Raw genomic sequence first — 25,036 nt, forward strand, 5'->3', positions numbered from 1 at the left:
AGCAGACCGGCGCGCCGCCAAGATGCTCAGACATCGGCACGCCGGCCTATGGCAGTGGAGTGGAGGAGACACACCATGAATCAATCCGAAGAGATACTGGCGCTGAACAAGGTCAGCAAGCGCTTTCCCGGCGTGCTGGCGCTGGACAACGTCAGTTTCAGCCTGCGCAAGGGCGAGGCGCATGCGCTGTGCGGCGAAAACGGCGCCGGCAAGTCCACCCTGATGAAGGTGATGAGCGGCGTGTACCAGGCCGATGAGGGAGAACTGGTCTACAAGGGCAAGGTGTGCAGTTTTTCCTGCAGCGTGGATGCGGAGGCGGCCGGCATCGCCATCATCCATCAGGAACTGAACCTGATCCCGCACCTGAGCGTGGCGGAGAATATTTTTCTCGCGCGCGAACCGGTGCGCGGCATTTTCATCGACCGCAAGAAAATGCGCGCCGACGCGCAGGCGCTGCTGGACCGGTTAAAACTGCGCATCGACCCGCGCCAGCTGGTGAAAAACCTGTCCTGCGCGCAGCAGCAGATGGTGGAAATCGCCAAGGCGCTGTCGCTCAATACGGAAGTGCTGATCATGGACGAACCCACGTCGTCGCTGACGGAAAGCGAGACGGGCCAGCTGTTCGACATCATCAATGAACTCAAGCGCAACGGCGTGAGCGTGGTTTACATCTCGCACCGGCTCGAGGAGATGCAGCACATTATTGACAGGGTGACGGTGCTGCGCGACGGTAAATTCGTCTGCACCGACGATTTTGCCGCCACCACCCTGGACGCCATCGTGGCGAAGATGGTGGGCCGCACCCTCGATGAAAAATTTCCCGACCGCGTCTCGATGCCGACGGCTGAAGTGCTGCTGCGCGTGACCGATTTGCACCGCAAGGATGTCTTCGGCCCGCTGAGTTTTGATTTGCGGCGTGGCGAAATCCTCGGCTTTTCCGGCCTGATGGGTGCGGGGCGCACGGAAGTGGCGCGCGCCATCTTCGGCGCCGATCCGCTCACGAGCGGCGCCATCCACCTGGGCGACGTGGCGGTCACTATCGACAGTCCCATCGACGCCATCGGCCACGGCATCGCCTACCTGTCGGAAGACCGCAAGAGCCATGGCCTGGCGATCCGCATGTCGGTGGCGGCCAACCTGACCTTGACGAATGTGTCGGGGCTGGCCAACCGCTTCGGCTTCATCGACTTTGCGAAAGAAGAGGCGGTGGCCAAGCAGTACATCGCGGCGCTGGGCATCAAGACGCCGACCTCGAAACAGATCGCGCGCAATCTCTCGGGCGGCAACCAGCAAAAGATCGTCATCAGCAAATGGCTGTACCGCGAATCGAAAATCATATTCTTCGACGAACCCACGCGCGGCATCGACGTGGGCGCCAAGTTCGCCATCTATCAGCTGCTCGACAAGCTCGCGTCGGAAGGCATCGGCGTGGTGCTGATCACGTCCGAGCTGCCCGAGATCATGGGCATGACGGACCGGGTGGCCGTGTTCCACGAAGGGCGCATCAGCGGCATCGTCAATACGCGCGAGTCGTCGCAGGAAGAGATCATGCATCTCGCATCAGGCCGCCAGGCAGCAATGCATTAACATCAGAAAGCCACAAGAAAATGAATAAAGAACTGATCCAAAAATTCGCCGCGCTGGGCAGCCTGTCGCTGTTGCTGCTCGTGTTTTCCCTGACCAGCAACGCCTTTTTCTCCGTCAGCAACGGCATGAGCGTGGCCTTGCAAGTGACGTCGATCGCCTACCTGGGCATTGCCGCCACCTGCGTCATCATCACGGGCGGCATCGACTTGAGTTCCGGCTCCGTGCTGGCGCTGGCCGGCGTGGCCGCCGCGCTGCTGGTGAAAAGCGGCGTACCCGTGCCGGCCGCCATGCTGGGCGGTGTCGTGGTGGGCGCCATGTGCGGCGCCGTCAACGGTTTCTGCATCACGCAACTGAAGCTGCCCCCGTTCATCGCCACCCTGGGCATGATGCTGATCGCGCGCGGCCTGGCGCTGCAGGTGACGGGCGCGCGCGCCATTTCCGGCCTGGGCGAATCGTTCGGCGAACTCGGTAACGGCGTGCTGTGGCGCATCGAGCGCGACACGGGCGGCACCTTTCCCGAAGTCGTCTTCCCTGGCATTCCGTATCCGGTGGTGCTGATGGTGGTGATCGCCGTGGCCGTCTCCATCATGCTCAGCCGTACCACCTTTGGCCGGCATATCTACGCCGTCGGCTCGAATGCGGAAGCGGCGCGCCTGTCCGGCGTGAAGGTGGGCCGCGTGACCCTGCTCGTGTACACCCTGTCCGGCGCCTTGTCGGGCCTGACTGGCTGCGTGCTGATGTCGCGCCTGGTGACGGCGCAGCCGAACGAGGGCGTGATGTACGAACTCGATGCGATCGCCAGCGCCGTGATCGGCGGCGCCTCGCTGATCGGCGGCATCGGCACCATTTCCGGCACCGTCATCGGTTCCTTCGTCATCGGCATCCTGCGCAATGGCTTGAACATGAACGGGGTATCGAGCTTTATCCAGCAAATCATTATCGGACTGGTCATCTTGCTGACCGTCTGGATCGATCAGAAGCGCAACCGCGCCTGAAGCAGCAGCTGAAAGTAGTCACATCCATAAATCTATAATTAAATGAGGACGACAATGAAAACCATCAAAGCCATGTCTCTCGGTCTGTTGACCGCAGCATTTGCCCTGAGCGCCAGCGCCGCCTTCGCCGCCCCGGGCGAGATCGCCGTGATCGTCAAGACGACCAATTCCAACTACTGGCAAAACGTCAAGAAGGGCGCCACGGCCAGCGCGGCCGATGCCAAGGGCTACAGCCTGACCTTCCAGGGACCGGCTTCGGAATCGGCCATCGCCGACCAGGTCAGCATGGTGGAAAACGCCGTCACGCGCAAGGTGGCCGGCATCGTGCTGGCCGCGTCGGACCCGGACGCGCTGGTGCCGGCCCTGAAGAAGGCGTGGGAAGCGAAGATTCCCGTCGTGCTGATCGATTCGCTGGTGGCCGACAGCGGCAAGCGCTATTACCAGTCCTTCCTGTCGACCGACAATGAAGCGGCCGGCGAGCAAAGCGCCAAGGCCCTTATTTCGCAAGTCGGCAAGACGGGCAAGATCGCCGTGATGTCGTACGTGGCGGGCGCCGGTTCCGAAACGGGCAGGGTGGGCGGCTTCAAGCGCTATATCGAAAAGAACTCGCAGCTGCAGATCGTCGGCACGTATTACTCGCAGTCGCAGATGGCCACGGCGCTGAACCAGACGACCGACGTGCTGGCCTCGAATCCTGACTTGAAGGGCATCTTCGGCGCCAATGAGCCGACGGCCGTGGGCATGGGCCGCGCCATCGCGCAGGCGGGCAAGGCCGGCAAGGTAATCGCCGTGGGCTTCGACGGCAATGAAGACCTGAAAAACTTCGTCAAGGACGGCACCCTGTACGCGACCGCCGTGCAGGGTTCGTACTCGATGGGCGCGCTGGGCGTGAAAACCCTCGTCAGCCTGATCGAAGGCAAGAAGGTCGCACCGTTCGTCAACACGGGCGTGGTGATCGTCACCAAGGCCAATGTCGACCTGCCGGAAGCGAAGAACGTCTTGTATTGAGTTCCATATTGCGTATCAGCTGATCGTCAGGCGCCGCTTCAATTCATTGAGCAGCGTGCCGGTCTTGGTGGTCAGCTGGCGCGCCAGCGGCCACGCGAGGGACAGCGGCAAGCCTGGCGTGGCGCAGGCCGGCAGTACTTCGACGATGGCGCCGCTGGCCAGGTGCTCGTGCACGAGCCAGGTCGCCTGCTGCGCGATGCCCAGGCCCGCCAGCACGGCGGCCGTTTGCGCCTCGGCGTCCCCCACCGTCAGGCGCGGACTGACCGTCCGCCGTTCCGCCCCATCCTCGCCAGCAAACAGCCATGGCGCCGCCGTGCCGTCGCCGCGGCCGTAGGCGATGCAATCGTGGCCATCGAGATCCGCGATGGCGAGCGGCGTGCCGCGTCGCGCCAGATAGGTGGGCGCCGCGCAAAAGATCAAGCGCTCTTCGCCCAAGGGCATCTGCCCCAGCGTTGGCGGCCAGCTGCCCGGTGCGCCGATGCGCACGGCGATATCGATGCGCTCCTCGAACAGGTCGGCAAAGCGGTCGCTGAAGCTGATGGATGGCTGCAACTGCGGATACTTTTCGCACAGATCAATCAGCGCCGGCATCACGCGCATGCGGCCATACGACGCGGGCACGCCGATGCGCACCTTGCCTGCCAGTTCCCCATCCTGCTCGGCCAGCACGTTTTCCGCCTCGACCAGTTCCTGCAGCACGCGCTTGCAGGTGGCGTAATAGGCATGCCCCGCGCTGCTCAACTGCAAACGCCGCGTACTGCGCTCGAACAGGATCACGCCCAGGCGTGCTTCCAGGCGCGCCACGCTCTTGCTCACGGCCGAGCTGCTCAGGTGCAGTCTCTCGGCCGCCCTGGTGAAACTGCCGGCATCGGCGGTGGCAAGAAAAGGGGCGATACCTTTCAAATGTTCGGACATGATTGCAGAATATTTTTCACGAATAAGGTGAAATACTATCGCGGATAAGAATTTCTGTCCGCTATATCATGGCTTTTTACACAGGCATGGGAGTACGCATGAACAAGCACGCATTGATTATCGGCGCCAGCGGCGTTATCGGCAGCAATCTGGCCACGCACTTGCTGGCGCAGGGCTGGCAGGTGACGGGCGTCTCGCGTGGCCGCACGCCGGTTCCCGCCGGTTGCGCATGCCTGCCGCTCGATGCCACGGATGGCGCGGCGGTCAGCGCCGCCCTGGCGGGCCTGGACGCCAGCCACGTCTTTTTCACGGCCTGGGCGCGCCAGGCCAACGAGCAGGAAAACATCCGCGTCAATGGCGCCATGGTCGCCAATGTGCTGGCCGCGCTGGGTCCCACCGGCTACTTGCGCCATGCGGCGCTGGTCACTGGCCTCAAGCACTACCTGGGACCGTTTGACGCCTATGGCAAGGGTAGCGTGCCCGTCACGCCGTTCCGCGAAGAGCAGGGTCGGCAAGCGGTCGAGAATTTTTACTATGAGCAGGAAGACCGGCTGTTCGACGCGGCCGCGCGGTATGGTTTTACGTGGAGCGTGCACCGCCCGCACACCATCATCGGCTACGCGCTGGGCAATGCTATGAACATGGGCCTGACCCTGGCCGTGTATGCGAATCTGTGCAAGGCCGGCGGCCAGCCCTTCGTCTTTCCCGGTTCGCTCGCGCAATGGCATGGCTTGTCCGACATGACGGACGCGGGGCAGATCGCGCGCCATCTGGCGTGGGCGGCCGACAGTCCCGCCGCGCGCAACGAAGACTTCAATATCGTCAATGGCGACGTGTTCCGCTGGAAGTGGCTGTGGCCGCGCCTGGCCGCCTACTTCGGCATCGAGGCGGCCGATCTGCCCGAGGCGATGACACCGCTGGCCGACCGCATGCAGGACGCGCCCGAGCAGTGGCGCGCCATCGCCGAGCAGCACGGCCTGGTGGAGGCGGATGTCAGCCGCCTAGCTTCCTGGTGGCATACGGATGCGGACCTGGGCCGACCGATGGAAGTGATGACCGACATGGGTAAGAGCCGCAAGGCGGGCTTCCTTGATTACCGGGATACGCAGGATGCCTTCGTCAATCTGTTCGACAGGCTGAAGGCGGAGCGCGTCATTCCGCGTTAAACCCAAAAGCAAGGACTGGGGTCGGACCCTGAGGGTCCGACCCCGGCACTTCGCCGTTGGGCTATTGAGGAGGCACCGCCAATCCATGCGCCTTGCGCTCTTGCGCCCGTTCCCATTCCAGGCCCGGGCGGTCGACGCGGAACTGCAGCAGCCGTCCCTGCACGACTTCCGTCACGTAGGCCGTGCGGCCATCGGGGCCGCCGAAGGTGATGTTGCTGGGCTTGGCGCCGGGTACGCTGATCTCGCGCAGGATGCGTCCTTGCGGCGACAATTTGACCACCGTGCCCTTGCCGTAGCGCGTTACGTACAGGTTGCCGTCCACGTCCACGCGCATGCCGTCCATGCCGAAATCGTCGAACTTGATCAGCAATCGCTTGCCGCTCAGGCTGCCGTCCGTGGCGATGTCGTACATCCAGATATTGCGCTGCACGCTTTCATTCACATACAAGATCTTGCCGTCGGGGCTGACCTCGATGCCGTTAGCCGTGCCCATGGTGTCGAGCGCCAGGGTCACCGTGCCGTCGGTCGCGATGCGCCACACGCGGCCCGTGTTTTCCTTCCAGTTCGGGTCGCTCGCATACAGCACGTCGTCGGCCGTGATGGCGATGTCGTTCGGCTGCGTCATGCGCGGCTCGCGCGCGTGGATGGTGAGCGCGCGCGTGGCCGGGTCGACCAGGTAGATCGTGTGTTCCATGTAGTCGGCCAGATACATCTGGCCGCGGCTGCCGAAGCGGATGCCGTTGGCGATGCTGGCGCCGGGCAGGGTCAGGTACACCTCGCCGGCGCCGCCGGGGCTGACCTTGCCGATGGTTTGCTGGCGCGCGAAGTTGACGGCATAGATATTGCCATCCGCATCCACGGCCGGGCCTTCGATGCCCTTGGTGAAGGAGTGCGCGGGCGTGAGCGTGGTGGCGAGGAACAGCGCCTCGTGCGCGGGCTGGCTGGCGCAGGCGGACAGGCTGGCCAGCGCGGTGGCCAGCACGGCCGTGCGCAGCGACGGCAGGGCATATCGGGATTGGTGCATCGGTGTTCTCTGGATGGCAAAGGTGGCGTATGTTACCCGACGCGCGCCAGCCGGTGCGCCTGGCTAGGCCGCCACGACGACGAGGTCGGGAAAGTCGTCCTGCCAGCCGTCCCATTCATCTTGCAGATGGGCGTGCATGCCGGCGCGCTCTTGCGCCTGATCGAAGGTGTCCGCGCTAGCCAGCAGAAAATGGGCGATGGCGCGCAGGGTGGCCGGGTCGGCGTGGATGGTCACGTCGGAGCAGCGTTTGGGACGTTCTGCGGCCTCGTCTTGCAGATAGCAGTGCAGCGATAAATGTGTACTCATGGGTGTCAGTTGTTGATATAGGCGCCCAGCATGGTGTGTGCGTTCAGTGCGGCGCGGGCCGCTTCCAATTCCCCTGGCTGCAGGTACCAGAAGATCCAGTCGGCATGCTCTTCGCAGCGGCCATACGCCTGCATTGCGTCGCGCAGGGCTTGTCGGCGCTCGGGCGGCAGCGCATCCAGTCGGGCTTGCGTAAAACCATTGATGGGATATACATCGCGCAGGTGCGAGTCTTGCAGTCCGCGCCGCTTGATGGCGGCCCAGTTATTTGCGGGGCAAGGAATGCCAAAGGTCATCGGATGGGCCTCGTCGAGCTGCCGGTAGCCGAGTGCGTAGCCGGTGCCATAGCCCTGCGTTTCAGCGTAGCAGTACATATACTCGCAATGCTCGAACAGACCGGGTATGGCCCGCGCAGCGTCGAACAACGGCGCCAGCGCAAGCTTGCTGGCGCGTATGGCCAGCACGAACAACGAGCCCGATGAATACACGACAAGCGCGTCGCAGTTGGTGGTCTCGTCGGCTTCGTCGGGCGGCACGATGCGCGGTGAAAACAGCTCGATGCTGTCGGTCTCTGGCGCAAACAGCATCTTCTCGTAATTTCGCTGTGAGAATTTGACGACCTTGCCGCGCTTGTTGCCATAGCGCTCGACGGGTTCGCCGATGTGTGCGAACCAGGCAAACAGCTGCGCGCTTGCCGCGGCGGCGATGAAGGGGCTATCTTTCTTGAATTCGCCTACCAGGAAGTGATATTGATCCATGTGTCGTCAGAGTAAATGGGCAACGCGCATGATGCCATGCGCGGCCCCCCTGTGCCTAGCGCGCACGCGAGGAATGGTGCTGGCCATGGATGCATGGTGGCGGTGCCGCGCGGGCGAGGTGGAAAAAGATGCGCGACAGGACAGCGCAATGGCCGGGTTGAGGCGTATGATGGAAATACGGATGTGGTTGCCGCAAGGCAGTGCGACCGGCGCCGGCCGTACCTCTTGCAGGTTTTTTTCGTGGTTTTGGCAGTAGTGACAACGAGGAGACATCATGGACAAACCCGAATTCATCCTGGCCGCCAAGGCCATGGAAACGCTGGAGATGTATCAAACGTTTTACGGCCACTCCAGCGAGTACCAGGCGCACCAGCAGGAAGTGCTGAAACTGCTGCGCCACAAGGGCGCCTCCCTGCTCGTGTCCGAGCATGGCCCGGCGAAATTTCTGCTGGCCTTTGCCGATGCGCTGGAAGCGGCCAGCTTGCCGGGGGAATATGTGCCGCTCAACCGCAGGTAGGGCGAGCCTGTCCCGGCAGGGGATCCAGATATCTGCCGGGATAGTCCCTAGCCGCCGTTCCCTCTGTCGTTCAGCGATACCCTGGGCAGGCGCACGGTAAATATCGTGCCGCTTTCCAGGCTGGACTCGGCGCCGATGGTGCCGCCGTGCGCGCTGGCGATCTCACGCGCGATAAACAGACCCAGGCCGATGCTGGTGGCATTGGGCGCCTTGTGATCGTCGGAAATGGCCAGCTGGACCAGCGGATCGAAAATGCTTTTCAGCGACGCTTCCGGGATCTGGCGGCCGAAATTCTTCACTTGCACCACGGTCGTATCGGCATCGCCGAAAGCCGTGATGGTCACCGGCTGGTCGTCGGTGCGGTATTGCGCAGCATTGTTGAGCAAATTGGAAAACAGCTGGGACAGGCGGGCCGCATCGAAGTCGCCAATCATCTCGCCCGTGGTGCTCAGTTCAAACTTGCATTGCGGGTGAGCGGCCGATGCATCCTCGACGGCCGTCTTGCAGATTTCCCCCAGGTCGCCCAAGGCGGGTGAAATGGGCATGTGTCCCCCCAGCTGCGTCCTGGCGAACTCCAGCAAATCGTTCACCATGGTTGTCATGGTGGCCGCGCTGCGGGCGACCCGCGCACCGATCTGCACCGTGGAAGCGGAGGTCGCGCTTGGCCTGCTCAGCAGAGCACCGGCCATCGTCATCGTGCTCAGCGGACTGCGCAGATCGTGGCTGAGGATGGCGAGAAAGGTATTGCGGGTGCGGTCGCTCTGCTGCGAGTAGCGTATGGCTGATTCCTGCAGCGCCTGGTCTATCGCTTCATTGAAGCGCAAGATGTCGTCCGTTGCCGTTTTCGACGTCACCGGCACCTGTGCCATCCACAGGCGCAGCACGCTGGCCCGCATGGCGCGAAATTCCGCCGTCAGCTGCGGTAGCGTGAAGCCGATCTGCTGGCGCAGCGAGCCATGCGTGGCGGCTGCCGTTTCCTTGCCCGTTATTTCCGATACGCCCGTGGTCGATTTCTTTTTTCGCTGCGCCGCGTTCTCGATGACGTCCATGTCGCGCACGATGGTTTGCAGCATCTGCTTGGCATGATCGCGCAATTCCACTTTCGAGATGGCGGCTCCCGGAATGGGCAGCGACCTGGCGAAGAGTTCCCACTCTTCCAGGATTGGCTCCAGATGGCCGGTAATAAAGCGCGATAGTTTCACGGAGGACCAATGCGTTGATGGAAGAGGAGCCAGTGTACGCTGTTGAGGTGGGGATGGGGGATTGCATCCCTGTGCCGGGTGTTATCTACGTGTGACCCGGCGCCATGGCGTCAAACATGTCCTTGCCAACGGCCCCTTGGCCATGAAAGAAATCTTGCGTTCATGCTGTGCAGGTGGCTGGAATTGCGGTATCGCAAACAGTGGCAAGCATGAATCGGATTCATCGATGCCATGGTAGTGACTTTTTTATATCGTGTTTGTGACGATGTGTGAGTATTTTGCCGCCTATTTGGTGCACACTTTGCCGGATATAAATCCGGGAGTGCCGCCATGACCAGGTCACGCAGCTTGCCGCCACGATTGCTGGGAGCACGCTTCCGTGGCTTTTCCCTGCTGCCGCTGGCCATTTCATTTGTCGTGCTGGTATGCCTGTCGCTGCTGGCGCTCCAGCTATGGATGACCTTGCGCGCCCGCGAAGTGCAACTCGATGAAGCGGGGCGCGAAAGCGCCAATCTGGCGCAATCTGTGGCGCAGCATGCCTATGACACCATCAAGGAAGCCGATACGGTGCTGGTTGGACTCGTGGAGCGGGTGCAAACAGACGGTGTTTCCGATCCTGAACTGGCCCGCATGCACAAGTTGCTGGTCACGCGTGTCGCCGAGCTGCGCCAGTTGCACGGCATCTTCATCTATGCCAGGGATGGCAGCTGGCTGGTGAACTCGCAGCAAACGCTGTTGAGCAATTTGAATAATTCCGATCGCGATTACTTCAACTACCATCGAACGCATGCAGATCGAGGCCCCTATGTCGGGCCTCCCGTGCGCAGCAAATCGACGGGACATTGGATCGTCACCGTGTCGCGGCGTATCAATATGCCTGACGGCAGTTTCGGCGGCGTGGCGCTGGCGACCATTGATATGAATTATTTCAGGGTGTTTTATGAACGCTTTTCGATAGGAAAAAAAGGCGCCATTTTCATTGCAAATGGAAACGGTATTCTGTTATTGAGACGGCCGTTCGACGAAAGTTTGCTGGGACGCGATCTTTCGCAGTTTCCCTTATTTCATGATTATTTGCCCAAAAGTCCCGTTGGGACGGCTGTGATCAAGTCGCGAGTCGATGGCGTGACGCGTATCAATAGCTATCGTAGAGTCGAGGAATACCCGCTGGTGGTCTCCGCCGCGTTGTCGCAGGATGAAGTGCTCGCTGCGTGGCGTGTCGATGCGGTGATGCAAAATGCGGTGGGGGGCGTGCTGGTATTGCTGATCGCGTTCATCGGATACCGCGTGGTGCGGCAGATCGATTTGCGGGGCAAGAGCGAGGCGGGACTGGTCGAGGCGCGCAATGAACTGGAAATGATCAATGAAACCCTGGCCCGCCTTGCCAACCAGGATGGGTTGACGGGGCTGGCGAACCGGCGCCACTTCGACCAGTCGCTGCTTGCCGAGTTCAGCCGTGCGCAGCGTGAGGAGAGCTCGCTTGGGTTGGTGTTGATCGATGTCGATTTCTTCAAGCAATACAACGATATCTATGGCCATGTGGCCGGCGACGAGTGCCTGAGAAAAATCGGCAAAGTGGTCGGCTACAGCATGCGCAGGCCGGGCGACCTTGCGGCGCGCTACGGCGGCGAGGAAATGGTCGTTTTATTGCCCGGTACGGATATGCAGGGCGCATTGGCGGTGGCGGAAGGCGTTCGCCAGGCCGTGCAATCGCTGGGAATCGAGCATAGTGGCAATCCTCTCGGCGTGGTGACGGCCAGCGTCGGCGTGGCGGCTTTTATGCCGATGCACCTGGAAAACCTGCCGGTCGAGTTGGTTGAGCTTGCTGACAAGGCACTGTACAAGGCCAAGGCATCGGGGAGAAATCAGGTTTGTTATGAGTCTTCTGGCAAAAGTGCCGAGCAGGCCGCCACTGCTCTTGCGTTTCGATAGCCGTTGTTGACGGTGCATGAGCCGGGGCGGCTTTGTGCTGCGTCCTCGGTGGCGCGTGCGCCAGCCCTGTCCATGTACAATCGGCAACATACGGATCGACGTATCCGCCCCTTCATTGCGGAGTACGTTCAAGCGTGACACAAACATTGCAAACCTGGCTGCTGGCCTGGCGGGAAGCCTTCACATGCGTCGGCCTGGGGCTGCGCGATGCGCGTCATGCGGGCCTGTGGTGGCGTTCCGCGCTGTGGTGCATGGCGGTCGTGGCGCTGTGGCTGGGACTGTATGGTTACTTCGGCCGTTTTTTTGTCGAGCTGAGCGCCATGCTGGCGCTGGTGTCCGTCACCGGCTTGCTGGGCCTGGGCGTGATGGATGGCGTCGGGACACTGGCCAGCGGGCCGGCCACCGTGTCGCAGATGGGCAATATCGCCGGCGGCCTGGGCAGCGCCGCCAAGGCCATGCTGTCGATCGGCCAGATTGCCCTGGCGTTGCTGGCGCTGGCTGCTTTTTTCTATGTGATGGTCTTTATCGTCGGCGCCATCGGCACGGCGCGCCTGCCGCTGCGCTGGCTGCTGCTGGAGCGCGCCAAGGCGGTGGCGGCGCGACGCTATGTAGCGTGGCAGCCTCCGGCCGGCCTGGATGCATCCTCCGCGCGCCCCGCCTGGCGGCGGCGTCTGTTGCTGCTGCTTTCCCTCTTGATTCCGGTGTGGGCCATGTGCGTGCTGATCTCGTACTTGCTGGCCTGGAACATCCAGATGGTCTACGGCGCGGCGGCCGAAGAGGTGCTCGGCGCGGAACAGCAAGCGGCGTTGCGCCGCGAACAGCGCCCGGCGATTTTTGCTCTGGGCCTGCTGCTGTGCTTGCTGATGCTCGTCCCGGTCCTCAATTTACTGTTGCCAGCCGTGCTGTGCACCAGCGTTTGCCATTTGCAGCGCCGCGGCTGGCGCGCAACGCATGCATTAATCAAAGTGGAGTGAACATGAGTGAACACGCAAGACGCGGTACCTTGGAGCGCGCGATTGAAATCGCCGCCGCCACCCATGCCGGCCAGACGGACAAGGGCGGCGCGCCATACATATTGCACCCTTTGCGCGTCATGCTGCGCGTCGCCCCCGGCGCCCAGCAGATTGTCGCCGTGCTGCATGACGTGGTGGAAGACAGCGATGGCAAAGTCACCTTCGACGACCTCGCGAGTGAAGGATTTTCCCAGGAAGTCATCGACGGCGTGCGCGCCGTGAGCAAGATAGAAGGCGAGTCGTATGAAGCGTTTATCGCCCGCGCGGCGTTGAACCCGGTGGGCAAGGCCGTCAAGCTGGCTGATCTGGCTGAGAATAGCGATTTGTCGAGGATAGAGATGCCGACGGAGAAGGATTTGGAGAGGGTGGGGAAGTATGGGCGGGCGATGGGGTATTTGGTGGTGAATTGAGTTGACTACATAATGGCTGGTAACTCTTGCAGGAAAAGGTAGATAGTGACGCGAGTTATTTTATTTATCTAACTCTATTGCAAATCAGTAACTGGAGTAGGATTACTCTCTCCAGTCTAAGAATTAAAGTAAAAAGGCATTAACGTCGACTGGGTGGTTGAGATGAAGGTGAGAAATTGATTTCTATCGAGAAAGACGATTGCTTTTTCAATGAAGCTGATATTGTCTTTGGATGCATCGATGAAAAATATATTGCTCCCCATACTGATAATTGCGATAAGAAATTTAAAAAATTAAATATTGATGAATTCTTTGACTTTATCAGGGTTGTTGTTTGAAACTGAACTATATCTTTTGATAAATTTTTTAAGAAATAAAACTTTTATGTAGTATTATGTTGGTAAATTTATTAATCCAAGGATTTTTATGAGCTTTCCCATACCGGAATTTTCAAGAAAACAAGTGCAACGTGCCGGATACACATTGGTAAATTTCGAGGAGAGTGAAGGTGATTTTGACATGGATGCTTGGCATGATGCATTTCTTGTCCTTACGAACTGGAGAGCTTGTCACGGTTATCCAATAAATACGTTTCAAGCAACTTTAAGGAACAAACTAAAAAAAATTGATCCTGATGCTCTTGTTGCTCAACGGCTTAAAAGAACGCCTTCGATTATAAATAAACTCCAGCGAATAAAAGGAATGAATTTGGCTCGGATGCAAGATATTGGCGGATTGAGGGCCGTTGTAAATTCATTGCCGCAGCTTCAGGTTCTTCATCAAGAATATAAAACTACGATTTTCACACACACATTGGTTTCCGAATATGATTATGTGAAAGAACCAAAAGAATCTGGATATCGCAGCGTTCATCTTATTTATAGGTACAAACTACGCTACGACTCGCCTTATGATGGCCTTCAACTTGAACTTCAAATGCGAACTAAGTTACAGCACGCATGGGCTACGGCAGTTGAAACAATGGGGACATTCCTTCGGCACTCTTTGAAGTCTAGCGAAGGGCCGGATGAATGGTTGAATTTTTTTGCACTTGTATCTTCGGCTTTCGCTCACTCCGAGAAAATGCCACTCGTGCCAGGGTATGAACACCTATCAAAGGCTGAAACGTACAGGAAGACGAAAGAAGACTCTGAGCGTCTAGCAGGCTGCTGAAATACCAGAGCGGCCGCCCGTCCAGAGCGGCGATCTGAATGTTATCCTGTCACTCCCGTTCCCCTACCTGAGAATCGATGCGCGGCGCCGACACCTTCACCGAAAGCTTGTTCATGATGCGCAAGCTGGAAGACTTCATTCCCCAAGATCACCCGCTGCGGGAGGTCCGCAAGATGGCCAACGCGGCGCTGGAAAAGATGGCAGGTCTGTTCGCCGGCATGTACGAATCGGAAAGCAAAGGCGGCCGCCCCAGCATCGCGCCGGAAAAGCTGCTGCGCGCCATGCTGCTGCAAGTGCTCTACAGCGTTCGCTCCGAGCGGCAGTTGATGGAACAGGTTCAGTACAACCTGCTGTTCCGCTGGTTCATCGGCCTGGCCATGGACGACAACGTCTGGGTGGCCAGCGTTTTCAGCAAGAACCGCGAGCGCCTCATTCGGCACGACGCCGTCATCGAATTCTTCAATGAAGTGCTGGCCATCGCCGGCCAGAACAACTGGCTATCGGGCGAGCATTTCAGCGTGGACGGCACCTTGATCCAAGCTTGGGCAGGCCACAAGAGCTTCGTGCGCAAAGACGGTGATGGCGGCGACGGCAATGGCGACGGCGGTGACTTCAGGGGCAAGAAGCGCAGCAACGAAACACACCAATCGAAGACCGATCCCGAAGCGCGCCTGTACCGCAAGGGCAACACAGGCAGCGAGCTGCGTTACATGGGCCATACCCTGAGCGACAACCGCCACGGACTGATCGCCAATGCGCGTGTGACCCAGGCCGACGGCTATGCTGAACGGGAAGCGGCGAAGGCGATGGTGAACGATGCGCGGCAAGCGCTGAGCGATCCCGCAATTGTGATCACGGTGGGCGCCGATAAGGGGTACGACGCGGCAGAATTCATCCAGGCCTGTGCGGCCATGAACGTGATGCCACATGTGGCGCAGAACAAGTCGGGCCGCAGCTCGGCGGTGCCTGACACGATTGCCCAGAGCCTGGGCTACGCGATTTCTCAGCAGAAGCGCAAGCTCATCGAGCAGGGGTTTGGCTGGGCCAAGATGATTGGCGGTATCCGCCAGGTGATGGTGCGCGGCCTGCGCAAAGTTGACCAGATGTTCGTGCTCAACATGGCGGCTTATAACTTGGTGCGCATGCGTTCCCTAGGACAAATCCGTCCGCAGGGCGCGCAGTAAGGGAAAACGGGTTCGAAATCCGACGAAAACAGGAGAAAACGGTCATGTTCGCGTAAGACTTTTCACTTTACGAAACGAATTTCGAAATCCTCATGATTTCGCCATACGACCGTTTTCCGTCGGCTGGTATTTCAGCAGCCTGCTAGGAGTGAGAGAAAAGCTTGAACGATTTAGTAGTGCGGTACGTGCAATCCCCACTACCGGAAAGAAAAGAGCGGCGTACTACTTAGTTGAACTTCAACTTACGGGAGATGACTCCAATGTGAAAATCACCTCGTTTGCAAGGGATAAGCTAGAAGAGGCAAATACGCAGTACAGCAGCGCTGAACGCGAGGCCAAATCGACCGGGACACAAGTAGTATTGGTTGCAGCAGGCTCTATTGAATCTCTAAAGCGTGCTTACCCGAACTATTTTCTTGATACCCACGAATTTTTGACACACCTTGAAAAAATTGCACGAAGCAAGTTTTCGATTGTTGAGTAATTTTCACTTCTCAGTAGTTGTGGGCGAGTGCGGGCGAGGGTCATGCGGGCGAGGCTCAGATCCGGCATTTGTACATAGCCTGAGCCGTTTGTGTTGTCGTTAGGAAAAACCGCCTGCGGCGCAAAAGCTAGTCAGAGGAATCGGAGAGGGTTGCGCTTGCAAGCGCAACCCGGTTTTGCGGCGCCGAGCTGCGCTCGCCGAATGCCCCGCAAAACCCCCGCGCCCGTACCGGACGCGGATTCGATGCCCGCGTTCTGCATACATGGAATAAATAAAAAGGGCCTCCCCGCCAAAACGGGGAAGCCCTTTTTATTTATTCGGTGGTGGAGACGGCGGGAATCGAACCTACCGTAAACCTAGATTTTTAAGGCATCTTGACTGTTTTGCTGTCAAAATGTGGACAATCAACCTCCCAGCGGCAGTAGTTGGGCAAGAACCAGAAGAATACTGTACCAGTTGTCATTCGCGGCTGGGTGGGTAGCCAAATAAACTAAGGAGTAGGAGATGTTCAATTTGTTGGTGAGCGGCTGGGATATAGCGTCCACACGTGGATCGCTGACGATGCCACTTGGTCGGGTCTTTCAGTTTACAGACGCAAATATTGATGCCCAGTACGCCCCAGGCGGAGTTCTTGACGAGGCTGCACTGATGAAGCTGCCGTTGGTAGTCACCAATGAATCATCTAGCGATCCTGCCTCCCCTGTGATGGCCAGGATTGGCAAGATCACCAAAATTAAGCGCGGCGGTAGGGATTACACCATTGAATACGCGATAGATACGGAGATTCCGCCGATTCCTAATTCTGTGCTTGAGTCGCTCGCTGGCCAGTTGAATTTCGATATTAACGGAAGGTCCTTCGGTGAATTTGAGACAAACCATTGGGCCGTTAAGGATGTTGACTTGTTCCAAGTGTTGTTCACGGAAGGTATCGGCCGCACTGAGCCGAGGATTTTCAAGCTACCCATAGGCCCTATAGATGCAAACCTCGTAACGGTGATGATGCCGTTCGACTCTGGGTTTAATGGCGTGTTCACCGCTCTTCAAGGCGCGGTCAACGCCGCCAACATGCGATGCTTACGAGCCGACAATATTTGGGATCATGATGTAATTATCCAAGACGTAGTTATGCTCATAGGAAGCGCTCGCGTTGTGATTTGTGATCTAACGAACAAGAATCCTAATGTATTCTACGAAGCTGGGATTGCACACACGATAGGCAAAGACGTAATCTTGATCGCGCAACATGACTCCGACATTCCATTCGATCTACGTCATATACGATATATAAAATATTTATCTAATGAGCAAGGTTTGAGGGAGCTCACGGAGAAGGTATCGATGCGGCTGGAAGCGTTGACGAGTAGATAATAAGAGCCTCCCTCTGGTTTTTATGCGAATGGCCGGTTTCGAAGGGGCTATCTCGACAGCACTATAAATTTAAAAAGATCATGGTACGAAACTCGTATTCAATAATGTAAACGTGGGATTTTTAAATGCTTTGTTCTATATATTATTATTTTCCTCACGCGTCAGCCTTCTTTGGAATGGCATCTGCTGGGGCATGGTTTTATTCGTGTTTTGTAAAAGTAACAAGAGATCAGATGGTGGCACGACGCATCAAGAAAGCACATCTAAAGGGTGAAAAACCGAATCTTAGCGGGGTATCCTTTGATGGGAAAGATATTTCGGAAACTTTATCGGCTCAATCTAAATGGAATGCTATAGGTGCAGTTATGGCCGCGTTTGCCGTTGGCCTGCAATCATTAAGTTTAGCCGTAAACTGCGGATGAATTCGTTTGCCTATCGGGAATGACCACAATGGCTGCTCGGGGGCATTTTCAGCCCCTTGTTTAAAGAAGTAACGCAATCGTTAAATGCCAAAAACACTCTCTGCTTTTGACCCGGCACTTTGATCTGCATCCGGCATCCACCGTCCGTAAACCCGGGCAATCATTGTCCAGTCTGCATGCCCCATTTGCTTTGCCACCCACATCGGGTGCTCACCGGCCGACAACATCATGCTGGCATAGGTGTGCCGCGTTTGATAAGGGTTTCGATAGCGCACGCCAGCGCTTTGCAGGATGCCGGTCCATAACGTTTTGCGGATCGGCTGATCACCTTCCCAGCGCCGCTCCAGGCGAGGATTTTGAAATACTTCCTCCCCCTTTGCCCAAGTGAATGCTTTTTGTTCCTGCAGCGCATGCATGGCGCGCTCCAGCAGCTTGATCTCGCGGCGGCCGGCGTTGGTCTTGGTGCTCTCGGCCGCCTTGGAATGCTGGGTGAGGGCGCGCGTCACCATCACGACGCCACGCACGAAGTCGACGTCTGCCCAATCGAGGGCTACCAGCTCGGACGTGCGTAGGCCGCTCCAGAAGGCAAACTGCAGCAGGTTACGCCCCTGGCCGGTTGCTTGCGTGAGAATCGCCGCCTGCTCTTCCTTCGTGAATGGGTCAATATCGTCCTTCGATTGCGGCGCCTCCACTTTGGAATAGCACCAGCGCGCCAGCGGGTTGACCTCGATCAGCTCGTCCTCTATCGCGTCGTCCAGCGCCTTGCGCAGCACGCTCTGGATGTTGGCCATGGTCTTGTTGGTCGCGTTCATGGGTTCCAGCTTCGCCCGTACATCCTTCTTGCGCAGTGCCGACAGCATGATGGTGCCGAACCAGGGGATCAGCTGGCCAACGACTATCTTGCGATAGCCGTTGTACGTGCTGGCCTTAAGGTGCTTTTTCTGCCTGTCCAGCCACTTATCCAGAAACGCCTCGATGGTCTGCACGTCGCCGACCTGGTCGGCAAACTTGGCTGCATTGGACGACTGCGGAAAGGTGGCCGTGTAGTCAAAGCTGTTGGTGGCGATCGCATGAAGGATCGCCGCCCGATGGTTCTCGGCCCGTTTCAGGTTAGCGGAGGTGGGCTTGAGCGCGATCCTTTCCCGGCACCTGGTGCCGCGATACATGAAGGTGATTTCGATGCTGCTTTCCGATGCAGCTTTAACACCTCGCCCGTCTCTACCCATGATTCATACCCTTTCACGTCAATTAAAATTCGATTGTCTGGTGCCTTGATCCAGACGGCATCTTTCGGCCAGATCCCGTCCCGGATCTTTGTTCTGATCGCGTCAGGCGTGTAGCCTGACTCGCTTGAAAACTTCGGTATGGTCATGTAGCGAAGCATTCGCTTTTCCTTTTTAAACTGGTATCGTTTTGTGAGCACATCATCAGTCCGTGCAGCCGCAATCCGTCAGCGCATCATCGAACGGGAACAATTCACCGTGATTCATCGCCATGTCATACATCGCCTGATAGCTGGGTCGATCCTTTCGGAACCAGCCGCCTGCACCCGATCCGGCCGTTTGGGCGTTCCTTTCCTGCTGTATCCACCACAGGGCGCGGCTGGGCTTTTCGCGGATCAGGGATAGCACCTGGTTGCCGCCTTTCAGGAAGCACAGATCGCAGTTGCCGTGCATCGTCTTGCCGCTCATATTTGGCAAGCCCAGGTCAAAATCTTGTGTTGCCCAGAACGCGCTGACATCGGCCACGGTCAGGCCGGCCGCCGCCAGGGGCGCTTCTTTCACTTCGTGCTTGCCGTAGTCCTGCGTCGACAGCCGCGCCACGCGCACGGGCTCGTCGGCACGCATGCCGATAAACGTGGTCCACTCGACCAGGCCTATCGACTTCAAATAGCGCTGCATCGGGCGTACCTTGAGTTCGGCCGTGCAAAAGCGCGCCACAGGGTTCGGGAGGAATTTCTTTTCGTCGTGGAGATCGGCGAACGGTTCGCCGCAGCGGCTGGCCGTTGCAAAGTCCACGATGGCAAACTCCTTGCCGCGCGCTTCGTTGCGAGGACGGTTTTCTATCCAGACGATGGGAACGCCCCAGCGCTCGCCGCAGTCGCGCACAAATTCAAGGGTCGCTTCCTCTTCCTTGCCGGTGTTGGCGAAGCAAACCACCACGTCAGCCGGCAGCGTGCCGCCGTAGGCCTGAATCGTCATCCACAGCATCATGCCGCTGGTGCGGCCGCCGCTGAACGAAATGACGCCCGGTCCGTCGAACAGGAATGGGCTGTTCATGCTGGCACCGCGCAGCGTTGAGCCAGGGCCACCAGCCAATGCGCCAGCTCGGGCGGCGTGTGTTCGCGTTCCGCCTTGCCGCATTCCGGCCGCCAGCCGGGATCTCCTTTCCGGCGCCGCTCGCCGGCGCGGTTGCGGCCGGATGGGGCGATCACATGCGAGGCTTCGCCCAGGAGGATGGGCATGGCCGGTATTTGAGCCGGCGCACAGCCGACGATGTACAGCAAGGTAGCCTTTTCGGCGCGGTGGCCAAACGAGCTTTGGAAAATGGGCAGCGTCCAGCCGCCAAATTTGTCCCGCTCGCCGACCGCTGGCAAGCCGCAGTGTGGCCAGAGGGTAGAGCGCTTCGGGTGTTCGAGCACGCCGCCGAACTTGCGCACCTGGGCGACGGCCCACACCGCCAGTTCCTTTTCGTCCGGGCGCGGCTTGGCCAGGTGGCGCAGCGTGCCCCAGGAGCGGCAAGGCGGATGCGCCACCACCGGCACGCCTCCCGGCCAGGCGCGGGCGTCGCGCTCCGCGTCCCAGGCGTCAACCGCCGGCATGGTCTTGTAGATCGAATTGGCGCGCACGAACAAGGCCGCCACGGCAGGTACTGAGCGTTCCGTTGTCATGCTGGACACCCGATAGGCGCGGTTGCCTTCTTGACCGCCTCGATGGCCGCCAGGGGCACCGCACGGAACATGCCGGGCCACTGGTGGTCCAGCTCCACCCACGCATGCAGCTCGCCATTGCCCACGTCGCGGCGCAGGTCGTTGACGGTGCCGGCCTGGTAGCCTTCGTCGGTATCGAATGTCACGCGGTCGCCCAGGGCGATTTGCCGCGGTGAATCGGTCAGGGTGGTCAGCATTGCGGTGCTCCTTTCAGTTTAGCGGTAACGCCGCACACGCCGTAGCGGTCGATGGCGGCGTCGATCACGTCGCCGCTGGATGCGGCAACCTCAAAAAATTCAAAGCGTTCGGTTTGCGTGCGAACGATCACGGCAAAGGTGCTCATGTGCCATTCCCTTCTTGGGGTGGGGTGTCGGGGACGATCAGCCGGGGATACGGGCAGGCATTGACGGCCGCCCAGGCGGCAATCACGGCTGTTTTTGCCTCGTCGGGAAGGTCAGGCACTGGCGCCGCCGGCGGCGTGGCCGGGGCAGGGCGGTCGGGGTGCGTACAGTTATTTACACGAGTCCGAGGAACGGCAACCCCAACAGCCACCCCGCGCCCGCCTGTGGCCTGTACCGGCGTCCACGTATGGCGCACGGACTTGAAGACCACGCCGATGAGGTCGCTGCAGCGCACGCCGTAGGGCGTGGTGCGCAGCGTTTCGCCATAGCGACCGATGACGGTCTTTTCGTCCTTGGCCAGGGTGACGACCAGTTCCTTGCGCGGCACCAGGGCGCCGCCCTGGGCGCGCAAGTATTCGGCCCAGCAGGCGCGCTTTTCGCCCTGGATCTTTTGCACGGCATCCCAGGCGCGGCGCATGGCGGCCGGGGCTTCGTTGAGCATGCTTTTCTCGATGCGGCGCAGTTCGCGCCACACGGTCACGGGCGCGCCACCCCATTGCTGGAATTGACGGATGCCCCAGCAGGCGGCCCAGGACTCGACGCGCGCCGATGGCGTCAGCTCGACATCGCCTTCAGTGTCGGCGGTGACGACATAGCCTTCCTTGGTCTTGTGGTCGGCCACGCCGTCGATGTTCTTGGCCACGTACTTGGCGATGTAGCCGGAGGCGCTGCCCTTGGCCCAGTCGATGCGTTTCACGTCCAGGCGGCGCGCGAAGGCGCCCGGTTCGCCACGGTCCACGCGCCAGGCGTAGCGCTTCATGATGCGGATGGCGCGGCCTGCCACATCCTGCAGGTGAACCGTCTTGTATTTCGCGGTGGGGCGCACGAACAGCAGCAAATGCCAATGCGGGCACCCATCGTGATGCGGCTCGGCGATGCGAAAGCCGTACAGGCCGATACCTCGGCGCGCCAGCGCGGAGCGGCACAGCGACGTCATCTTGCCCAGGTAGGCATTCGCCTCGCGCGGCGTGGAGCCGTCGAACTTGTCGTTTGGCTTGCCGCTGTGCTGCATGGCGTGGAAGCGCGATGGGCACGTCCAGGTGATGAAAATGCCCTGGTCGCCGCACTCGCGGGCGATCTGCTCAAAGCCGTTGATGCGCAACATCAACTCGCCGCGCCGGATGGCTTTATTCGCGGTCGTTTTCTCGGCCAGCTCGGCGATGCTAAATTGCTGGCCGTGCTCGTTCTGCACCAGCGTGGCGGCCAGCGCTGCCGCGTTTCGCCGGTTTTGCGCCAGGCGCGACAGCACGGCGTCGTTGCTGGCGTAGGGTTCGCCGCTGTATTTCACATAGCCCAGGCGGATATTGCCCGCTTCAAAGGCGCGCTTGACGCGTTTGCGCAACTGGCGGCGCCACCAGCGGGCATCCACCAGGCGGGCGATGGTGTCCGTCAGCGCATCGAACTCGGGAAGCTCGATGCCATACGAGGCGCATTCATCTTCCATGATCTGCAGGGCGTGCGTGTCGGACACGGCCATCCACAGCATCTTAGTGACACCATCGGCCGCGCGCTCGGCGGTGGCCACGATATCGGCGTCGCTTTGCGACAGATCGACGCCAGCCGGCACGTACAGATCGGCGAATTCGCGCACAAAGCTGGTGGCGATGGACTCATAGACTTTGTACCAGGACGACCAGGCCATCTTGGCCATTGCGGCCGTGATGACGCGGTTGCGCCATTTGTAGGGGATGCGGGCCAGCTCGGGCGCGAAGTACGGGGATCGCAAAAACGCCTCGTGACGCTGGGCGGGCTTGAGAATTTCTTTAGATGGCATTTAACAGTCTTTCGTACACACGGATAGCGGCAGAGGTGGCGGCGCGCAGCTCGATGCGCTCTTCCTCGGTAAATGAATGGATGGGCGATTCCCAGCGGTCGGCGTCCATGCCGGCGGCGATCAGCACTGAGCGGCGCGCGCCACGCGGCGACAATCCCCAGGCCTGCGCGATAAAGCGCGTCTCGCTGGCACGCCGCCGCTCGATGGCGCGCAAGCTGGCCCGTTCGGCCAGGCTGGCTTTCGCGGCAGCGATGGCGGCGAGCGCTTCCGGCGCCCCTGGGGGCGTCGGCACGTCCCTGTCACGGGCGGCGAGGATGGCCGCCGCTGGCAGGAACGACAGGTGATTGTCGATAAGAGACGCCGGCATCGCTCAGTCCTTGATGGCGCCGATGGCCCGCAGCACGTCAGGGGTAATGACGATTAGGAGCGACAGCAGCCAGATGCCGCAGGTTTTGGCCAGGCGCAGCATCAGCGCGCCTCTTGCTTTGAAAAGTACTCCGCCCAGTAGGACAGCGTGCGCGAGGAGCCATTGCTGTGCCGGACGCCTTCTTCGGTGGCAAACATGTAGTGCAGCTCGATGGGCATGCTCCCGACCAGTACGCGCTGGTGCGCTGGTGTAAAGAATCCCGCGACGGTCAGTGCTTTGGCATCGCTGATGATGAAAGTGATGTTGGCGGCGCCGAAGGCATGATAGGTTTTTGCAATCTGATGTATGGAGTACGACAGCGCGTCGATGCTGGTGCCAGCGCTGGCTTGCAGCAGGAAGCAAGCTGGGGCCACCGGAACAACGCATTGTTGCGGGGCAGGGCGGGCCGTGCTCGGCGCGGAAAGAGTGCCTGTTTGCTTGGCGGCGTACAGCGTGGTTTCCATCGGTTTCCTTATTTTTGGTTGAACGAATCCCGCACGCTCAAAAAGGGAGCGCTGCAGGGCACAGCAAAAGAGGGGGAGTTACAGCGGCCGGGTTACGGCGGCGCGAGGAGCGGAATAGTCATCAGCAGCCCGCAGTCAGGTCCAGGGCCAGCTGGCTGGTGGCTGCCGTGCGCGCATGCTGGGACATTGGAATGCGGATATCGGCCTTGGGCATGGCGGACAGCGAGAGGGTGCGCAGTACTTCCAGGCCTGCCACGAAGGAGTGCCCGCATTCAGGGTTCTGGCACATGTAGGTGATTTCCTTGAACATGGCGGACATGGTGCGGCTCTTGACGGCGCGGACGGTGTATTCGCAATGCGGGCAGGGCAGGCCGATGACTCTCATTTCAGCTTTCTTTCCACTTGGTACAGGGCGCGACCGCGACCTGTCATGTTTTTTGCCTGCTTGCGTAAGCGCGACTTGACCAGCCATTCGGCCGCCTGATCGATACTTGCCAGCCCCTGGCGTTGACGCACAATTTCCAGCAGCGCGCGCTCGTCGTCATTGAGATTAATTTGGTGATCTGGCATGTGGATAGCTTTGCAGTTGCTCAAAAGTTACTATTCAGTGTCTCGGATTAAGCACTGCGAAGCTGTACGCTGTCGATGTTGGCTTCATCAGCGGCAATAACTGCCAAGGCTTCACGCATGACGATCTGGCGCACCAACACTGCAAGCGCTTCGCCTTGGTAGTCGGCGAGAGAGGAAACAAGCTGGTGTTCGTAATCGTCCAGACGCAGCATGACGCGGTGGCTGCGGATACGTTTTGCATCGGGGTACATGGGCCTGCTCCTGTGCAGTTAAGCGTGATGGACAACGGACAATTGGACGAGTTCGGCCTCATAAGATTGCAGGCCTCGCAGCAACATTAGGCGCATAAACGACGCCCGCGAACGGGAGTCTTTCTGTGCGAACTTTTCTACGCGCTCAATTTCAGGTGGGAGCAAGCGGATAGGAATTGGCTGCGAAAGTGGATTCTTTGGCTGCCGCGTAACTGGGGCGATAGTTGTCATAAGGTATGATTTGTATACGTCACATGGTAATGACGTAAATATAGTGCGAAAAACCGCACTTGTAAAGTAAAAGGTGAGAAATTGCGTGAAATTATTGGTGTGCGTCTTAAGGCTGAACGTGAACGACTCGGCTATAACCAGGCGGATTTTGCGGCGGTAGGTGGGGCCTCAAAGCGTACCCAGATCGACTGGGAGCAAGGGAAGCAAGTACCAAATGCGGAGTTTCTAGCTGCTGTTGCGGCAATTGGGGTTGATGTGCTCTATGTTGTTACGGGCCAATTCACGCCTGGGAACTTGAGCGCGGACGAGAGCGAAGTTGTTGCTGGATATCGCAAGATGGATATTCGTGGAAGGGCTGGCGTGCTTGGCTTAATCGGCGGAATGAACCAGCCGCAAAACCTTGTGCAGCCAGTGCACCATGGTGATATTGGACAAAATATTTACGGCAATATCACTGGGCCAAATACAGTAAAAATGCCCAATAAGAGTAAAAAGAAACCCATTTGATGGGGTGTTTTCCCTCACCAATAGTCAGTGAGAGAGGGCTTC

At 59.3% G+C, this 25,036-nt stretch carries 30 protein-coding genes; 14 read left to right on the forward strand and 16 right to left on the reverse strand.

Going from position 1 to position 25,036, the window contains the following annotated elements:
* The first annotated feature begins 48 nt into the window (after positions 1 to 48).
* The 3 genes from CLU90_RS24855 to CLU90_RS24865 all read left to right on the forward strand — a co-directional run bounded on the left by CLU90_RS24855 (position 49) and on the right by CLU90_RS24865 (position 3,590).
* Positions 49 to 1,587 carry a sugar ABC transporter ATP-binding protein gene (locus CLU90_RS24855; protein WP_092714914.1) on the forward strand — a complete coding sequence of 513 codons (1,539 nt, stop codon included), beginning with the start codon at positions 49 to 51 and terminating at the stop codon, positions 1,585 to 1,587.
* A 20-nt stretch (positions 1,588 to 1,607) separates the two neighbouring features.
* Positions 1,608 to 2,582 carry an ABC transporter permease gene (locus CLU90_RS24860; protein ID WP_092714916.1) on the forward strand — a complete coding sequence of 325 codons (975 nt, stop codon included), beginning with the start codon at positions 1,608 to 1,610 and terminating at the stop codon, positions 2,580 to 2,582.
* A gap of 72 nt (positions 2,583 to 2,654) precedes the next feature.
* Positions 2,655 to 3,590 carry an ABC transporter substrate-binding protein gene (locus CLU90_RS24865; RefSeq protein ID WP_198511351.1) on the forward strand — a complete coding sequence of 312 codons (936 nt, stop codon included), beginning with the start codon at positions 2,655 to 2,657 and terminating at the stop codon, positions 3,588 to 3,590.
* Between the two features lie 15 nt (positions 3,591 to 3,605).
* On the opposite strand, the gene CLU90_RS24870 is transcribed toward CLU90_RS24865, so the two are convergent.
* Positions 3,606 to 4,505, reverse strand: coding sequence for a LysR family transcriptional regulator (locus tag CLU90_RS24870; RefSeq protein ID WP_092714920.1), 900 nt, complete (start codon positions 4,503 to 4,505; stop codon positions 3,606 to 3,608).
* A 98-nt stretch (positions 4,506 to 4,603) separates the two neighbouring features.
* On the opposite strand from CLU90_RS24870, the gene CLU90_RS24875 reads away from it, so the two are divergent.
* On the forward strand, positions 4,604 to 5,671 hold the full coding sequence (locus CLU90_RS24875) for an SDR family oxidoreductase (protein ID WP_092714923.1): 1,068 nt from the start codon (positions 4,604 to 4,606) through the stop codon (positions 5,669 to 5,671).
* A gap of 61 nt (positions 5,672 to 5,732) precedes the next feature.
* Here CLU90_RS24875 and CLU90_RS24880 read toward each other — a convergent pair whose 3' ends face one another.
* The 3 genes from CLU90_RS24880 to CLU90_RS24890 all read right to left on the reverse strand — a co-directional run bounded on the left by CLU90_RS24880 (position 5,733) and on the right by CLU90_RS24890 (position 7,756).
* Complete coding sequence (locus tag CLU90_RS24880; protein WP_198511261.1) at positions 5,733 to 6,695, reverse strand: SMP-30/gluconolactonase/LRE family protein; 963 nt, start codon at positions 6,693 to 6,695, stop codon at positions 5,733 to 5,735.
* 63 nt (positions 6,696 to 6,758) lie between these two features.
* The gene (locus CLU90_RS24885; protein ID WP_072454415.1) at positions 6,759 to 7,001 is read right to left on the reverse strand and encodes an Imm32 family immunity protein; all 243 of its coding nucleotides are present in this window, start codon (positions 6,999 to 7,001) and stop codon (positions 6,759 to 6,761) included.
* Positions 7,002 to 7,006: 5 nt separating this feature from the next.
* Positions 7,007 to 7,756, reverse strand: coding sequence for a hypothetical protein (locus CLU90_RS24890; protein WP_034759643.1), 750 nt, complete (start codon positions 7,754 to 7,756; stop codon positions 7,007 to 7,009).
* 274 nt (positions 7,757 to 8,030) lie between these two features.
* Here CLU90_RS24890 and CLU90_RS24895 point away from each other — a divergent pair, with 274 nt between their 5' ends.
* Positions 8,031 to 8,273, forward strand: coding sequence for a hypothetical protein (locus CLU90_RS24895; RefSeq protein WP_034759639.1), 243 nt, complete (start codon positions 8,031 to 8,033; stop codon positions 8,271 to 8,273).
* A 47-nt stretch (positions 8,274 to 8,320) separates the two neighbouring features.
* Here the strand turns inward: CLU90_RS24895 and CLU90_RS24900 are convergent, their stop codons facing one another.
* Positions 8,321 to 9,475, reverse strand: coding sequence for a sensor histidine kinase (locus CLU90_RS24900; RefSeq protein WP_092714925.1), 1,155 nt, complete (start codon positions 9,473 to 9,475; stop codon positions 8,321 to 8,323).
* A gap of 330 nt (positions 9,476 to 9,805) precedes the next feature.
* On the opposite strand from CLU90_RS24900, the gene CLU90_RS24905 reads away from it, so the two are divergent.
* The 8 genes from CLU90_RS24905 to CLU90_RS29485 all read left to right on the forward strand — a co-directional run bounded on the left by CLU90_RS24905 (position 9,806) and on the right by CLU90_RS29485 (position 17,461).
* A complete protein-coding gene (locus tag CLU90_RS24905) occupies positions 9,806 to 11,407 on the forward strand; it encodes a sensor domain-containing diguanylate cyclase (protein ID WP_092714927.1) in 1,602 nt (533 codons plus the stop codon).
* A gap of 134 nt (positions 11,408 to 11,541) precedes the next feature.
* Complete coding sequence (locus tag CLU90_RS24910) at positions 11,542 to 12,381, forward strand: hypothetical protein (protein WP_139178318.1); 840 nt, start codon at positions 11,542 to 11,544, stop codon at positions 12,379 to 12,381.
* Positions 12,382 to 12,383: 2 nt separating this feature from the next.
* Positions 12,384 to 12,830: an HD domain-containing protein gene (locus CLU90_RS30165; RefSeq protein WP_092714932.1), complete on the forward strand. Its 447-nt coding sequence runs from the start codon at positions 12,384 to 12,386 to the stop codon at positions 12,828 to 12,830.
* A gap of 426 nt (positions 12,831 to 13,256) precedes the next feature.
* Positions 13,257 to 14,003 carry a RelA/SpoT domain-containing protein gene (locus CLU90_RS24920; protein ID WP_100429079.1) on the forward strand — a complete coding sequence of 249 codons (747 nt, stop codon included), beginning with the start codon at positions 13,257 to 13,259 and terminating at the stop codon, positions 14,001 to 14,003.
* Positions 14,004 to 14,080: 77 nt separating this feature from the next.
* On the forward strand, positions 14,081 to 15,187 hold the full coding sequence (locus tag CLU90_RS24925) for an IS5 family transposase (RefSeq protein WP_070221477.1): 1,107 nt from the start codon (positions 14,081 to 14,083) through the stop codon (positions 15,185 to 15,187).
* A 148-nt stretch (positions 15,188 to 15,335) separates the two neighbouring features.
* Positions 15,336 to 15,671 carry a hypothetical protein gene (locus CLU90_RS29480; protein WP_157808893.1) on the forward strand — a complete coding sequence of 112 codons (336 nt, stop codon included), beginning with the start codon at positions 15,336 to 15,338 and terminating at the stop codon, positions 15,669 to 15,671.
* A 504-nt stretch (positions 15,672 to 16,175) separates the two neighbouring features.
* The gene (locus tag CLU90_RS24930; protein ID WP_100429080.1) at positions 16,176 to 17,039 is read left to right on the forward strand and encodes a hypothetical protein; all 864 of its coding nucleotides are present in this window, start codon (positions 16,176 to 16,178) and stop codon (positions 17,037 to 17,039) included.
* Positions 17,040 to 17,164: 125 nt separating this feature from the next.
* Entirely contained in the window at positions 17,165 to 17,461 is a 297-nt protein-coding gene (locus CLU90_RS29485) for a hypothetical protein (protein WP_157808894.1), read from the forward strand.
* Between the two features lie 80 nt (positions 17,462 to 17,541).
* Here the strand turns inward: CLU90_RS29485 and CLU90_RS24935 are convergent, their stop codons facing one another.
* From CLU90_RS24935 to CLU90_RS24980, 11 genes are all read right to left on the reverse strand, one after another.
* Entirely contained in the window at positions 17,542 to 18,687 is a 1,146-nt protein-coding gene (locus tag CLU90_RS24935; RefSeq protein ID WP_100429081.1) for an Arm DNA-binding domain-containing protein, read from the reverse strand.
* A 201-nt stretch (positions 18,688 to 18,888) separates the two neighbouring features.
* Complete coding sequence (locus tag CLU90_RS24940; RefSeq protein WP_100429082.1) at positions 18,889 to 19,740, reverse strand: phosphoadenosine phosphosulfate reductase domain-containing protein; 852 nt, start codon at positions 19,738 to 19,740, stop codon at positions 18,889 to 18,891.
* Positions 19,737 to 20,351: a hypothetical protein gene (locus CLU90_RS24945; protein WP_198511262.1), complete on the reverse strand. Its 615-nt coding sequence runs from the start codon at positions 20,349 to 20,351 to the stop codon at positions 19,737 to 19,739. The genes CLU90_RS24940 and CLU90_RS24945 overlap by 4 nt, the downstream gene beginning before the upstream one ends.
* The gene (locus CLU90_RS24950) at positions 20,348 to 20,587 is read right to left on the reverse strand and encodes a hypothetical protein (RefSeq protein WP_100429083.1); all 240 of its coding nucleotides are present in this window, start codon (positions 20,585 to 20,587) and stop codon (positions 20,348 to 20,350) included. The genes CLU90_RS24945 and CLU90_RS24950 overlap by 4 nt, the downstream gene beginning before the upstream one ends.
* Positions 20,581 to 20,733, reverse strand: coding sequence for a hypothetical protein (locus tag CLU90_RS29765; RefSeq protein ID WP_175445091.1), 153 nt, complete (start codon positions 20,731 to 20,733; stop codon positions 20,581 to 20,583). Before CLU90_RS29765 ends, CLU90_RS24950 begins: the two co-directional genes overlap by 7 nt.
* On the reverse strand, positions 20,730 to 22,565 hold the full coding sequence (locus CLU90_RS24955; protein ID WP_100429084.1) for a replication endonuclease: 1,836 nt from the start codon (positions 22,563 to 22,565) through the stop codon (positions 20,730 to 20,732). Before CLU90_RS24955 ends, CLU90_RS29765 begins: the two co-directional genes overlap by 4 nt.
* Positions 22,555 to 22,932: a hypothetical protein gene (locus CLU90_RS24960; protein WP_100429085.1), complete on the reverse strand. Its 378-nt coding sequence runs from the start codon at positions 22,930 to 22,932 to the stop codon at positions 22,555 to 22,557. The genes CLU90_RS24955 and CLU90_RS24960 overlap by 11 nt, the downstream gene beginning before the upstream one ends.
* 101 nt (positions 22,933 to 23,033) lie before the next feature.
* Positions 23,034 to 23,435, reverse strand: coding sequence for a hypothetical protein (locus CLU90_RS24965; protein WP_100429086.1), 402 nt, complete (start codon positions 23,433 to 23,435; stop codon positions 23,034 to 23,036).
* Positions 23,436 to 23,556: 121 nt separating this feature from the next.
* Entirely contained in the window at positions 23,557 to 23,820 is a 264-nt protein-coding gene (locus tag CLU90_RS24970) for an ogr/Delta-like zinc finger family protein (protein ID WP_100429087.1), read from the reverse strand.
* Positions 23,817 to 24,029 (reverse strand): hypothetical protein, encoded by a 213-nt coding sequence (locus CLU90_RS24975; RefSeq protein WP_332870875.1) that lies wholly within the window; start codon positions 24,027 to 24,029, stop codon positions 23,817 to 23,819. Before CLU90_RS24975 ends, CLU90_RS24970 begins: the two co-directional genes overlap by 4 nt.
* Positions 24,030 to 24,052: 23 nt before the next feature.
* On the reverse strand, positions 24,053 to 24,256 hold the full coding sequence (locus tag CLU90_RS24980; protein WP_100429088.1) for a hypothetical protein: 204 nt from the start codon (positions 24,254 to 24,256) through the stop codon (positions 24,053 to 24,055).
* Between the two features lie 312 nt (positions 24,257 to 24,568).
* Here CLU90_RS24980 and CLU90_RS24985 point away from each other — a divergent pair, with 312 nt between their 5' ends.
* The gene (locus tag CLU90_RS24985; protein WP_232731326.1) at positions 24,569 to 24,994 is read left to right on the forward strand and encodes a helix-turn-helix domain-containing protein; all 426 of its coding nucleotides are present in this window, start codon (positions 24,569 to 24,571) and stop codon (positions 24,992 to 24,994) included.
* The last annotated feature ends 42 nt before the right edge of the window (positions 24,995 to 25,036 follow it).

Source organism: Janthinobacterium sp. 67 (assembly GCF_002797895.1).
GTDB lineage: Bacteria > Pseudomonadota > Gammaproteobacteria > Burkholderiales > Burkholderiaceae_D > Janthinobacterium.

Excerpts from the sequence above, each read along its gene's own strand:
- CLU90_RS24855 (WP_092714914.1), top strand. The coding sequence starts at position 49 with ATGGCAGTGGAGTGGAGGAGACACACCATGAATCAATCCGAAGAGATA.
- CLU90_RS24860 (WP_092714916.1), top strand. The coding sequence starts at position 1,608 with ATGAATAAAGAACTGATCCAAAAATTCGCCGCGCTGGGCAGCCTGTCG.
- CLU90_RS24865 (WP_198511351.1), top strand. The coding sequence starts at position 2,655 with ATGTCTCTCGGTCTGTTGACCGCAGCATTTGCCCTGAGCGCCAGCGCC.
- CLU90_RS24870 (WP_092714920.1), bottom strand. The coding sequence starts at position 4,505 with ATGTCCGAACATTTGAAAGGTATCGCCCCTTTTCTTGCCACCGCCGAT.
- CLU90_RS24875 (WP_092714923.1), top strand. The coding sequence starts at position 4,604 with ATGAACAAGCACGCATTGATTATCGGCGCCAGCGGCGTTATCGGCAGC.
- CLU90_RS24880 (WP_198511261.1), bottom strand. The coding sequence starts at position 6,695 with ATGCACCAATCCCGATATGCCCTGCCGTCGCTGCGCACGGCCGTGCTG.
- CLU90_RS24885 (WP_072454415.1), bottom strand. The coding sequence starts at position 7,001 with ATGAGTACACATTTATCGCTGCACTGCTATCTGCAAGACGAGGCCGCA.
- CLU90_RS24890 (WP_034759643.1), bottom strand. The coding sequence starts at position 7,756 with ATGGATCAATATCACTTCCTGGTAGGCGAATTCAAGAAAGATAGCCCC.
- CLU90_RS24895 (WP_034759639.1), top strand. The coding sequence starts at position 8,031 with ATGGACAAACCCGAATTCATCCTGGCCGCCAAGGCCATGGAAACGCTG.
- CLU90_RS24905 (WP_092714927.1), top strand. The coding sequence starts at position 9,806 with ATGACCAGGTCACGCAGCTTGCCGCCACGATTGCTGGGAGCACGCTTC.
- CLU90_RS30165 (WP_092714932.1), top strand. The coding sequence starts at position 12,384 with ATGAGTGAACACGCAAGACGCGGTACCTTGGAGCGCGCGATTGAAATC.
- CLU90_RS24920 (WP_100429079.1), top strand. The coding sequence starts at position 13,257 with ATGAGCTTTCCCATACCGGAATTTTCAAGAAAACAAGTGCAACGTGCC.
- CLU90_RS24925 (WP_070221477.1), top strand. The coding sequence starts at position 14,081 with ATGCGCGGCGCCGACACCTTCACCGAAAGCTTGTTCATGATGCGCAAG.
- CLU90_RS24930 (WP_100429080.1), top strand. The coding sequence starts at position 16,176 with ATGTTCAATTTGTTGGTGAGCGGCTGGGATATAGCGTCCACACGTGGA.
- CLU90_RS29485 (WP_157808894.1), top strand. The coding sequence starts at position 17,165 with ATGCTTTGTTCTATATATTATTATTTTCCTCACGCGTCAGCCTTCTTT.
- CLU90_RS24935 (WP_100429081.1), bottom strand. The coding sequence starts at position 18,687 with ATGGGTAGAGACGGGCGAGGTGTTAAAGCTGCATCGGAAAGCAGCATC.
- CLU90_RS24940 (WP_100429082.1), bottom strand. The coding sequence starts at position 19,740 with ATGAACAGCCCATTCCTGTTCGACGGACCGGGCGTCATTTCGTTCAGC.
- CLU90_RS24945 (WP_198511262.1), bottom strand. The coding sequence starts at position 20,351 with ATGACAACGGAACGCTCAGTACCTGCCGTGGCGGCCTTGTTCGTGCGC.
- CLU90_RS24950 (WP_100429083.1), bottom strand. The coding sequence starts at position 20,587 with ATGCTGACCACCCTGACCGATTCACCGCGGCAAATCGCCCTGGGCGAC.
- CLU90_RS29765 (WP_175445091.1), bottom strand. The coding sequence starts at position 20,733 with ATGAGCACCTTTGCCGTGATCGTTCGCACGCAAACCGAACGCTTTGAA.
- CLU90_RS24955 (WP_100429084.1), bottom strand. The coding sequence starts at position 22,565 with ATGCCATCTAAAGAAATTCTCAAGCCCGCCCAGCGTCACGAGGCGTTT.
- CLU90_RS24960 (WP_100429085.1), bottom strand. The coding sequence starts at position 22,932 with ATGCCGGCGTCTCTTATCGACAATCACCTGTCGTTCCTGCCAGCGGCG.
- CLU90_RS24965 (WP_100429086.1), bottom strand. The coding sequence starts at position 23,435 with ATGGAAACCACGCTGTACGCCGCCAAGCAAACAGGCACTCTTTCCGCG.
- CLU90_RS24970 (WP_100429087.1), bottom strand. The coding sequence starts at position 23,820 with ATGAGAGTCATCGGCCTGCCCTGCCCGCATTGCGAATACACCGTCCGC.
- CLU90_RS24980 (WP_100429088.1), bottom strand. The coding sequence starts at position 24,256 with ATGTACCCCGATGCAAAACGTATCCGCAGCCACCGCGTCATGCTGCGT.